This is a genomic window from Tahibacter harae (genome assembly GCF_024437735.1).
Taxonomy (GTDB): Bacteria; Pseudomonadota; Gammaproteobacteria; order Xanthomonadales; family Rhodanobacteraceae; genus Tahibacter; species Tahibacter harae.
In genome coordinates this window covers 215,658-226,639 of the sequence record NZ_JANFQO010000008.1, presented here as the reverse complement: position 1 = coordinate 226,639, position 10,982 = coordinate 215,658, and the positions used below count along the sequence as shown (strand labels likewise).

The 10,982-nt window shown below is 67.1% G+C and carries 10 protein-coding genes; 6 read left to right on the top strand and 4 right to left on the bottom strand.

The genetic code is table 11. The features are described 5' to 3' along the window. Position 1: 1 nt before the first annotated feature. Both NM961_RS11170 and NM961_RS11165 read left to right on the top strand, forming a co-directional pair. Complete coding sequence (locus NM961_RS11170) at positions 2-94, top strand: integrase core domain-containing protein (RefSeq protein ID WP_255910650.1); 93 nt, start codon at positions 2-4, stop codon at positions 92-94. A gap of 76 nt (positions 95-170) precedes the next feature. Then, positions 171-617, top strand: coding sequence for a hypothetical protein (locus NM961_RS11165; protein WP_255914394.1), 447 nt, complete (start codon positions 171-173; stop codon positions 615-617). A 599-nt stretch (positions 618-1,216) separates the two neighbouring features. On the opposite strand, the gene NM961_RS11160 is transcribed toward NM961_RS11165, so the two are convergent. From NM961_RS11160 to NM961_RS11150, 3 genes are all read right to left on the bottom strand, one after another. Beyond that, positions 1,217-1,540, bottom strand: coding sequence for a hypothetical protein (locus tag NM961_RS11160; RefSeq protein WP_255914393.1), 324 nt, complete (start codon positions 1,538-1,540; stop codon positions 1,217-1,219). 310 nt (positions 1,541-1,850) lie between these two features. After that, positions 1,851-4,328, bottom strand: coding sequence for an ABC transporter permease (locus NM961_RS11155; protein ID WP_255914392.1), 2,478 nt, complete (start codon positions 4,326-4,328; stop codon positions 1,851-1,853). Next, entirely contained in the window at positions 4,325-5,014 is a 690-nt protein-coding gene (locus tag NM961_RS11150; protein WP_255914391.1) for an ABC transporter ATP-binding protein, read from the bottom strand. The genes NM961_RS11155 and NM961_RS11150 overlap by 4 nt, the downstream gene beginning before the upstream one ends. Between NM961_RS11150 and NM961_RS11145 the strand changes: the two genes are divergently transcribed. The 3 genes from NM961_RS11145 (at position 5,013) to NM961_RS11135 (ending at position 8,054) form a co-directional block, all read left to right on the top strand. After that, positions 5,013-5,699 (top strand): arylesterase, encoded by a 687-nt coding sequence (locus tag NM961_RS11145; RefSeq protein WP_255914390.1) that lies wholly within the window; start codon positions 5,013-5,015, stop codon positions 5,697-5,699. The two genes, NM961_RS11150 and NM961_RS11145, sit on opposite strands and share 2 nt — an antisense overlap. Positions 5,700-5,986: 287 nt before the next feature. Continuing rightward, the gene (locus NM961_RS11140; protein WP_255914388.1) at positions 5,987-6,715 is read left to right on the top strand and encodes a response regulator transcription factor; all 729 of its coding nucleotides are present in this window, start codon (positions 5,987-5,989) and stop codon (positions 6,713-6,715) included. Between the two features lie 4 nt (positions 6,716-6,719). After that, positions 6,720-8,054, top strand: a complete 1,335-nt coding sequence (locus NM961_RS11135) for a sensor histidine kinase (RefSeq protein ID WP_255914387.1) — start codon at positions 6,720-6,722, stop codon at positions 8,052-8,054. Between the two features lie 244 nt (positions 8,055-8,298). On the opposite strand, the gene NM961_RS11130 is transcribed toward NM961_RS11135, so the two are convergent. Beyond that, entirely contained in the window at positions 8,299-9,897 is a 1,599-nt protein-coding gene (locus tag NM961_RS11130) for an MSCRAMM family protein (RefSeq protein ID WP_255914385.1), read from the bottom strand. A gap of 416 nt (positions 9,898-10,313) precedes the next feature. Between NM961_RS11130 and NM961_RS11125 the strand changes: the two genes are divergently transcribed. Next, positions 10,314-10,973 carry a glutathione S-transferase family protein gene (locus tag NM961_RS11125; protein ID WP_255914384.1) on the top strand — a complete coding sequence of 220 codons (660 nt, stop codon included), beginning with the start codon at positions 10,314-10,316 and terminating at the stop codon, positions 10,971-10,973. Positions 10,974-10,982 lie beyond the last annotated feature (9 nt).

Genomic DNA, 10,982 nt, shown 5'->3' with positions numbered 1-10,982 from the left:
GATCAGCGATTGGATCCAGTTCTATAACACCCGGCGACCGCATCAGGCGCTGGGCATGAAGACACCCGCTGAGGCGTATCGATTAGCGGCGTGACCTGTGCAGAAACCGCTGGGTCATTACAGGTGGGGGCAGGTCACTTCCTTAATCAAATCGTGAGGCAGTTCGAGAAATGAGAAAGGCTAGCGAAAATTTTTTCGAATCCGAGTTGCGCAAATCCTTGCACACTGCAATGGTGCCTGGTCAGATCAAGGAAGTGGGAGATTCATCGGTCTTTTTTGCTCGGCTCATGGATGTCTATCCGGTCAGAGGTTCCAAAATTGACTGGAAAAGCGTTCCCGAATCAATCGAACAAATTGAGGAGGATGACTCCTTGCAAATAGAGCGGTTCCTCGGGTTTTTCGATGAGATCGTTCAGCGTAATGGCTTGACTGGAGAGGTCGTCTATGTGGGCGACAGTGCAACGGACTTTGCACTTCAGGCGCCGTTGAAAATTATGAGAGAAGCTCTCTCTGAATTGCTGGCGATCCCACAACATCACTATTTGATTGGGGGCGAGTCATCTTGGTGTATGTGCTTCACGATGGAAGGAGCTATGGGATTCGGCTTCCGCCCTTGATATCGAGAGTCAAGTTTGGACACTCACATATCAGTTTCAAGTGAGTAAGCCGGTTCCTAGTGCCCGACGGATTGCGGCGAGCTGAGGATGGGCTTTTCGTTCAGTCGAAACTTGGCGGGGAAAGTAGCGGATTCCACCCAATAGGTAGTTTCATCTGTGTTGCGCTACCACTGCCACGGCTCTCGCAGAGCCGTGGCGGTCTATTCCGACAACCAGATTAGTCGAATACCTCGTAGCAGGCGCCGGCCGACACGCGCTGCCAGATCGATCGAGCCTAGGTGTGCGGGTCACTTGGGCTCTCAACAGCTACGGTAGCCACGGACTCGCATTATTGTTGAACGAGTCGCCGCAGCGAGACCCGATGAGGCAGGCGTGCTCAAGATTTGTTGGCATGGAAGATTGGCACGAAGCGACTTTGCCTGGATTGGAACAGCAGGCTGAGTCGCCTCGAAGTCCGAGGGCTCGCCGGTCCCAGTCAGATCCCGCTCCGAAAGAAGTCGAGTCCACATGGGCCTTGGCCCCAATGGATGACTTCACAACGCCCGGACAAAGAAAAAGCCCGAATCTCCCCGGGCTTCTCTGTGACAGCGTTGTCAGTTTCAGGCGGCCGCGTTGCCTACCAGGGTCAACTTTGGACGCGGCGGCGCCGTTGCCGGTAGCGGCAGGGCCGACCATTCGCCTTCGGCTGGGGTCGGGCCCAGCTCGCCGAAGCTTTCCTCGAACCGTTCGAAGCGGCTCTCGGCGGCCCGCGCCACGCTGGCGGGGACGATGCCGGCGCTCAGCAGCTGCTGTACCAGGGCGCGCTGTTCCGGGCCGAATTCCGGATCGCGCAGTGCTTCGTCCAGGGCGTTGACCAGCGCGGCCAGCCAATGGGCGTTGGGCGCGCGCAGGGCGAGGAGCATTTCCTGGGTAGAAAGGGCCATGGCAGTTTCCGACAACGGTCGCTGGGAAGCGGGGATCCGGGACCGTTTAAGCACGATTGATGCCAAGGAGCGGGTTCGGGATTGGAGGTTCGGGATTCGCAAGGGCCAAAAGCCGCCGCGCAGCCTTCTTGCTCCGCGGCAACGATCTTCAGTTTTGACGAATTCGGAATTCCGAACCCGAACCCCTAACCCCGAACCCCGAACCCCTGGCTTCGAAACCCGAATCTTGAAACCCGAACCTCGGGCCTCGGGCCTCGAAACGAAACCCGAATCCCGAATCCCGAACTCCTGGCCCCGAACCCCAGCCCAATCACTCCTTCCGCAACACCACCACCGGCGAAGTCCGCGCAATCCCGCGCGTACCCAGCCAGCCGGCAAAGGCCACCAGGGCCACCGCGGCAAGCACCCCCAGCGCGAACGGCAGCAGCGGCGGCGACCAGGCGATGCGGAATACGCCGCGGCCCAGCGACAGGCCGGCGCTGATTGCGCCGAATGCAGCGATCAGGCCGGCGATCAAGCCGAGCAGGGCGAACTCACCCAGTACCGTCGCCAGCAGTTGCCCGCGGCGCGCGCCCAGCGTACGCAGCAGCGCGGTCTCGAAGCGGCGTTCCTCGGCGCTGACATTCAGCGCCGCCACCAGCACCAGCAGGCCGGCGAGCAGGCTGAAGCCCAGCACGGCCATCACCGCGCTGGTGACCTGGTCGATGATGTCGCGCACGCGGTCGAGGATGGCGTTGATGTCGATCATCGACAGGTTGGGATTGGCACGCGAGATCTCGCGCAGCTGCGGCGTCTGCTGCGCCGGCAGCCAGTAGCTGGCGATGAAACTGTGCGGCAGCTGGGCCGCGCTGGCCGGGTCCAGCAGCACGAAGAAATTGACCCGGAACGAGGTCCAGTCGGCCTCGCGGATATTGACGATGCGTGCTTCCAGCGTGCGTTCGCCCACGGTGAAGCTCAGCGTGTCGCCGAGCTTGAGGCGCAGCATGTCGACCCAGACGCGCTCCACCGACACCTGCGGCTCGGTCGCCTTGCCGTCGAACCAGGCACCTTCCTTGAGCACGTTGGAGTCGGGCAGGGCGTCGCTCCAGGACAGGCGTGTCTCGCCGTTGATCCAGTTGGCGGCGCGGCGGTCGTCGTAGTCCTCCGGCCGCGGCGGCTTGCCGTTGATCGCGACCAGCTTGCCCACGGCCAGCGGCAGCAGGTTCAGGTTCTTTGCGCCCAGCGCCTGCAACTGCTGCTCGACGCTGTTGCGCTGCTCGGGCTGCAGATTGAGCAGGAAATGATTCGGCGTCTGCGGCGGCAGGTCGGCGCGCCAGGCGTTGAGCAGGCCGGGGCCGACCACGGCGAGCAGCAGCAGGGCAGTGAAGCTCAGCGCCAGCGCGGTAGCCTGGATCAGACTGAGGCCGCGGCGGCGCGCCAGGTTGGCCAGGCCGAACCGCAGCGCGCCGGGCAGGCCGCGACCGATGCGGCGCAGTGCCCAGATCAGCAGCAGGCCTATGACCAGGGTCGCCGCGGCCACGCCGAGCAGGCTGCCGCCCAGGGCCGAGGCGATGGTCGCATTGCTGCTCTGGCTCGCGATCAGGCCGAAGGCAACCAGCGGCGGCAGCAGATACAGCAGATCGAAGCGGCGCGGCCGCAGTCCGACCGCGCGCTGGAATACGCGCATGGGCGGCACATCGCGCAGGCGCGCCAGCGGCGGCAGGGCGAAGCCGATCAGCACGGCCAGGCCGACCGCAATCGCTGCGAGCGCCGGTTGCAGGCTGGGCGGCGGCGCCGCGGCCGGCAGCAGATTGCCGGCGTAGCTCAGCACGATCTGTTGCAGGCCCAGGCCCAGCGCAGCGCCGAGCAAACAGGCGGGCAGGCCCAGCATCAGCACGGACAGGCTCAGGCTGGCCAGCACACGCTGCTTGCCCAGGCCCAGCGCACGCAGCAGGGCGACTTCGTCGATCTTGCGTCGCGCATAACGCTGCGCCGCCAGCGCCACGGCGATGCCCGACAGCAGCGCCGACAGCAGCGCCGCCAGGCGCAGGAAGGATTCGCCGCGCTCGAATGCGCTGCGCAGGTTCTGCTGCGCCTCGGCCACGGTGACCAGCTGCGCGCCGTCACTCAGGCGCGGCTTGGCCCAGGCCTGGAAGCGGGCCAGTGCCGCCGGCTCGCCGGCCAGCATCAGCTTGTGCCGCGCGCGGCTGCCCACGCCGAGCAGGCCGCTGGACTGTGCATCTTCCAGCGCCACGATGATGCGCGGGGCCAGCGAGAACAACTGGCCGCCGTCGGGCTGGCGCAGGATCTCGCCGCGTACGGCCAGCGACTTTCCGGCCAGCTCCAGCGCGTCGCCGGTCCTGAGTCCCAGCGCAGTCAGCAGCAGACCGTCGGCATAGACCGTGCCCGCGGCCGGCGCGGTCACATCCTGCTCCGCGCCGTGTTCGTTGCGTATGCGCAGCACGCCGCGCAGCGGATAGGCCGCATCCGTCGCGGTGACCTGGGCCAGCTGGCTCTTGCCGGCGGCAAACACCACGCTGGGAAACTCGGCGCTGCGGTTCATGCGCAGGCCTTCGCGCTGCGCTTGCGCGGCATATTCGGCGCCGACTTCGCGCCGCGCGGCGACACCGAGATCGCCGCCGATCAGCTCGGCCGCGCTGGCGACGATGGCGCGCTCCACGCGCTGGCCCAAGGTGGCCACGGCGGTGAGCGCGGCCACCGCCAGCACCAGCGCCGCGGCCAGGGTGCGCAGCTCGCCGTGGCGGAATTCGCGGCGCAGGGAACGGGCGGAAAAGCGCCAGATATTCATGCGGCCTCTTCCACGCGGCGGCCGCTGTCCAGCCGCACCACATGCTGGCAGCGCTGGGCCAGGCCCAGATCATGTGTGACCAGCACCAGGGTGGTGCCGCGCGCCTGGTTGAGTTCAAACAGCAGGTCGCTGACGGCGCGCCCGGTGCGCGCATCCAGGTTGCCGGTGGGCTCGTCGGCGAACAGCAGCCGCGGTCCGTGCACGAAGGCGCGCGCGATGGCGACGCGCTGCTGCTCGCCGCCGGAAAGCTGGTGCGGATAGTGATGCAGGCGCCTGGCCAGGCCGACCGCGGACAGGGCCTCCTGCGCCGCCTGGCGCGCATCGCCGCCGTCCTCCAGCTCCAGCGGCAGCATCACGTTCTCTTCCGCGGTCAGCGCCGGCAGCAGGTGAAAGCTCTGGAACACGAAGCCGATGCGGCGCCGGCGCAGCGCCGCGCGCGCTTCCTCGTCCAGTTGGTGCAGGGCCTGGCCGTCCAGCACGATCTCGCCGCTGTCGGGATTGTCCAGCCCGGCCAGCAGCCCCAGCAGGGTGGTCTTGCCCGAGCCCGAGGCGCCGACGATGGCCAGCGAATCGCCGGCCGGCACTTCCAGGCTCACCGCGTCCAGTATCTGCAGCCGCCCGTCGGGGCCGAGCACGGCTTTGCTAACATCGCGGGCGGTCAATATCACTTCGGCGGGTTGCGGCATGCGTCGGTTCCTTGAATTGATTTTTCTGTTTGTATCTTTTGTTTCAAATGCGGCAACTCCGGCGGCGCATGCGGCGGCGCCCGCGACCGCACCGGCAGCGACCGTTGCGGCCGAGCCGGCCAGCGCGACCGCCGCCACCGGCAGCGTGCTGGTGCTCGGCGATTCCCTCTCCGCCGCCCACGGCATCGCCCGCGATGCCGGCTGGGTGAACCTGCTGCAGCAACGCCTCGCCGCTGCCGCGCCGGCGCGCAGCGTGGTCAACGCCTCCATCAGCGGCGAAACCACTGCCGGCGGCCTGGCCCGGCTGCCGGCGCTGCTCACGCAGAACAAACCCGCCATCGTGCTGATCGAACTCGGCGCCAACGACGGCCTGCGCGGGCTGCCGCTGAGCGAGATCAGCGCCAATCTGAAACAGATGCTGGAGCTGGTACGTAAAAGCGGTGCGAAAGCCGTCCTGGCTGGTATCGAACTGCCGGTGAACTACGGCCCGCAGTACCGCGACGGACTTCGCGCCATCTATCGGGACTTGGCCGGGGAATTCAATGTGCCCTTGGTCCCGTTCCTGCTTGAAGGCGTGGCGCTGCAGCCCGAGCTGATACAGGACGACGGTCTGCATCCGACGGCGCAGGCGCAGGGGCGGATATTGGAGAATGTCTGGAGCGTGGTGGGGCCGGTGCTGAAGTAGTCATCGCGGATTCGGCACGCTCTGGCGCGAAGCAGGTTCTGCGTGCCGGGCCGGGGACGGTGATGCCTCGGATGCGCCCGTGCGGAACGCGGCGGCTTCCGGCACATGGAGGAATGGGACGGTAGTGCCGACGGCGACGGCAAGCCACGCCGATCCGCCGCGGCCGGCGCATTTTTGTGCTGCCCGCCGGCAGAATCCGACAGGGAACTGCCACGGCCTTCACAACCCCCTCACTCCAGAACCCTCAGTCTTCACAAATGTGAAGACGGCCGGTACGGGAGCGGAGCATGAAGCAGCGCGAGGAGCCGGCAGGGCTGATCCTGCTGATCGAAGACAACCGCGGCATCGCCGAGATGGTCGGCGAATACCTCGAACGCCGCGGCTATGGCATCGACTACGCCACGGACGGGCTGACCGGCCTGCGCCTGGCCACCAACAACAGCTACGACGTCATCGTGCTGGACCTGATGCTGCCGGGCATGGACGGCATAGACCTGTGCCGGCGCCTGCGCAACGAAGCCAAGAAATCCACCCCGGTGCTGATGCTCACCGCACGCGACACGCTGGACGACAAGCTGGTCGGGCTGGATGCCGGCGCCGACGATTACCTGGTCAAGCCCTTCGAGATCCGCGAGCTGGAAGCCCGCGTGCGCGCGCTGATCCGGCGCGACCGCCGCCTGGTCAGCGCCGAGGTGCTCAAGGTCGCCGACCTGGTGCTGGACACGGCCACGCTGCGCCTGACCCGCGCCGGCCAGGAGCTGGTGGTGTCGCCTATTGGCATCAAGCTCCTGACCATACTCATGCGCGAATCGCCGCGCGTGGTCAGCCGGCGCGACATAGAACGGGAGATCTGGGGCGATACGCTGCCCGACTCCGACACCTTGCGTTCGCACCTGTACAACCTGCGCAAGATCATCGACAAGCCGTTCCAGCAGCAATTGCTGCATACCATCCACAGCGCGGGCTATCGCCTGGCCGACCTGGACGCGGAACTGGCTGCGAACAGCCAGGCTTGAGCCGATGCGGCGTCCCGGCGGCATACGGCGCAAGATCTGGGTCGTATTCGTACTGCAGTTGGCGGCGATCAGTTTTGCCACCGTGGTCGGCGTCTACGGCGCCGCCACGGTGCTGGAAGACCTGCTCATCAAGCAGGCGCTCAAGGACGAGGCCTCGCACTATTTCCGCCGCCTGGCGCTGAACCCGCGCGCGGAGCTGCCCGATACCTACAACCTGCATGGCTACCTGGCCGCCGACGAGGCCGCGCGCGCGCATCTGCCGCAGGAACTGCGCGGGCTGGGCCTGGGCTATCACCATGTGCGCCAGGGCGGGCGCGACGATCTGATCTACGTCAGCCAGGATGCCCAGGGCTGGCTGTTCCTGGTGTTCAATCAGGAACAAGTGCACAAATTGGCATTCCTGTTCGGCTTCGTGCCGCTGACCGTGGTGCTGCTGATCATCTACCTCACCACCTGGCTGACGTACCGCGCCTCGCGCCGGGCGCTGTCGCCGGTGGTCGCGCTGGCCAATGTGGTGCGCGACTGGGATCCCAAGCGGCCGGACCTGGAAGCCCTGGACAGCGCCAACCTGCCCGGCGATGCCGACCACGATGCGGAAGTGCTGTCGCGCGCGCTGCACGGCTTCGCCACGCGCATCGAGGAATTCGTCGACCGCGAGCGCAATTTCACCCGCGACGCCAGCCACGAGCTGCGCAGCCCGCTGACCGTAATCAAGGTCGCCGCCGATGTGCTGGAGGAAGAGGAACAGCTCAGCCCCTTCGCACGCCGCTCGGTAGGCCGCATCCGCCTGGCCACGCGCGACATGGAGGCGCTGATCGAAGCCTTCCTGATCCTCGCGCGCGAGGCCGACACCGGCCTGCCCGAAGAGGATTTCCTGATCGGCGAACTGGTCGCCGACGAGCTGGAACAGGTGCGCCCGCTGCTGGAGAACAAGCCGGTGCAGCTGGAGCTGCGCCGCCAGGGCGATTTCTGCCTGCACGCCTCGCCGCGCGTGCTTTCGGTGGTGGTCGGCAACCTGCTGCGCAACGCCTGCCACTACACCGAGCGCGGCCGCGTCGTCGTCACCGTCGGCGGCGATTTCGTGCAGGTGGAGGACACTGGCGTAGGCATGAGCGACGACGAACTGGCCCAGGTGTTCGAGCCTTTCTACCGCGCCCAGCGCAGCCAGCGCGGCGGGCACGGCGTCGGTCTCACCATCGTCAAGCGCCTTTCCGACCGCTTCGGCTGGCCGCTGCAGATCCACAGCGTGCTGGGCGAGGGCACGGTGGCTTCGATCCAGTTTCCATCGGCCACTGCCGCACGCGCGGGAGCGTTGCCCTGCGGCGACGGCACGGACTGAGCTGGCGCAGCCGCCGGCGAAGCGGCGGCCGCTGCCGGTCGCGGTACGATCGGTACGTCGCACGGCGCCGACGAGACGGCGGCGCGGATCGGCAACTATGCTTCAGCCCGGCTGCTGGCTCGAACTGAGCGCCAGGCGCGGCACGGCCAGCCCGGATCACCACCAGCCTGCGACTGGCGCACGGGTGCATGAGCGTACGCCGGTCCAGGGGCTGTGGGCCGCCGCTCGCCGCCGCCGCGGGACGCTACAGCTCGAAGCCGTTGCGGAAGATCAGGTTGCTGTCTGCCGCCAGTCCGAAATTCGCGGTCGCTGAACTGGTCGCCCCGAGCACGACCGGCGTGCCGCCGGTGACGTTGCAGGCGCCCTGGGCGCAGGGCAGGTCGTTCCAGAGTTCGTCCAGCAGGCCGGTGTGGCTGGTGCGCAGGAAATAGCTGCCGGCGCCCAGGCCCGGGTAGCGATAACTGCCGTTATTGCCGATCGCAGCCAGGCCGAGATACTGGCCGCCGGAGCGGTAGACCTCCACATAGCCGTCGGTGACCGGCAGGCCGGTGGCGGTCGCGGTGACCGTGCCGCTGATCTGTGCGGCCGGAGCCAGGGCGAAATTCGCCACCTGCGCGCCGGAGCCCACGAGTATCGGCGTGCCGCCGGTAATCGTGCACACGCCCTGGGCGCAGGGCAGGTCATTCCAGAGTTCGTCGAGCAGGCCGGTATCGTCGGTGCGTACGAAATAGTTGCCGGGGGCCAGGCCGGTCAATGCGTAGGCGCCGTTTGCGCCGATCGACACCAGGTCAAGGAAATTTCCCGCACTGTTGTACAGGTATACCTGACCGTCGGCGACGGGCTGGCCGGTGGCCTGGGCGGTGACCACGCCGTTGATGCTGCCACCGCCGTTGAGCACGAAATTCGCCGTTGCCGTAGTGGTAGTGACGGCGATCGGCGTACCACTGGTCACCGTGCAGTTTCCCTGGGCGCAGGGAATGTCGTTCCACAGTTCATCGGCCAGATTGGTCGAGCCCGTGCGGGCGAAGTAGTTGCCCGGCGCCAGTCCGCTGTAGAGGTAGTTGCCGCTGTTGTCGATGCTGGCCAGGCCGAGGTAGGCGCCGGTCGCCGCGTGGATCTGCACGTAGCCGTCGGTGACGACCTGGCCGCCGCCGCTGCGCGTGACGCTGCCGCCGATGGAACCGCCGCGCTGCAGGCTGAAATTCACCGTCGTCGTTGCGCCGGCGGTGACGGCGATCGCTGTTCCGCTGGTCACGCTGCAGACTTGTTGGGCACAGGGCAGGTCGTTCCAGAGTTCATCGAAAAAGCCGGTGTCGGCGGTGCGGGCGAAATAGTTGCCCGAAGCAAGCCCCGCATAGGCGAACTGGCCGGCATTGTTGATCGACGCCAATCCCAGATAGCTGCCGCTGCTGTTGTAGATCGTGACGTAGCCGTCGCCGATGGGCTGGCCCGTAGCCGTGGCAGTAACGTTTCCGGCGATGACCCCGCCGGCCTCCAGCGCGAAATTCGCCTGCGTGGTGCCGTCGCCAACGACGATGGGCGTGCCGCCGGTGATGCTGCAGGCGCCCTGTGCACAGGGCAGGTTGTTCCACAGCTCGTCGAACAGGCCGGTATCTTCCGTGCGGGCGAAGTAGTTGCCCGGCGCCAGGCCGCCATAGCTGTAGGCGCCGGCATTGTTGATCGCGGCCAGCCCGAGGTAGGTGCCGTTGGCGCGGTAGATGACGACATAGCCGTCGCCGACGGGCTGGCCGCCGACGGTGACGGTTCCGGCAATGCTGCCGGCCACGGCAGGGCCTGCGGCGGCCAGTGCGACCAGCGCGGCAATGGGCTTGGACAAGTTCATGCGAGGCATCCTTGCTGAGGAAAAGGAAGGGTGGGTGCCCGGGACGGCCTTGCGCAAGGGCGCCGCGGCCCGGGAAAGCGTAGCGGTTAACTGTCGGCTTGCGGCCTGTCCTCCCAGTGCCGCGAGCGCTTCCGGCGGCCAGCCGCCAATGGGTGTAGTCCGCTCCGGCCAGATCCCCAGGTCGCCGCGCCGTGTACACCTGTGCAAAACGACGGAAACGCGCAGGTGCGGGGGCAGCGCCGCCCGCCGGGCATCGGCCTTTTGCGGGCGGTGACTCTCCCTCGGCAGCACCTGCGCAGGCTTGAGGCGCGGCGGTGGCCGGTGGGCCGAGCGCAGGCAGGTCCGGCTTGTGAGACGCAGGCGCCGCCAGTACGGTACGGGGCTTGCCGCTGCGGCCGGTCCCAGGAGATTCAGCGATGTCGCTCGCCCTCTACGGTCATCCCTTTTCCTCGTACACGCAGAAAGCCCTGATCGCGCTGTACGAGAACGCCACGCCGTTTGAATTCCGCTGCATAGGCCCGGATACGCCGGAACACGCGGCCGAATGGCTGCGGCGCTGGCCGCTGGCCAAGTTTCCGCTGCTGCTGGACGGCGAGCGCCAGATCGTGGAGACCAGCATCGTCATCGAATACCTGCAAGTGGCCCATCCCGGCCCGGTGCGGCTGATTCCGGCCGATGCGCTGGCCGCGCTGGAGGTGCGCTTCCTCGACCGCTTCTTCGATCTGCATGTGATGAGCGCGGTGCAGTTTGCCGTGGACTGCGCGCTGGGACGCATCCCCGCGCCGCCCGAGCAGGGCCGTGCGCTGGTCGCGGACAGGCTGCAGGGCGCCTACGCCTGGCTGGAAGGCCACCTCGCCGGCAAGACCTGGGCTGCCGGAGACACGTTCAGCCTGGCCGACTGCGCCGCTGCCCCGGCGCTGTTCTACGCCGACTGGACCCACCGCATCGGCGAGGACTTTCCGATGCTGCGCGCCTACCGTGCCCGCCTGCTGGCGCGGCCGTCGTTTGCGCGGGCGATGGAGGAGGCGCGGCCGTATCGGCCGCTGTTTCCGCTGGGGGCGCCGGACAGGGATTGAGGCCGGCGG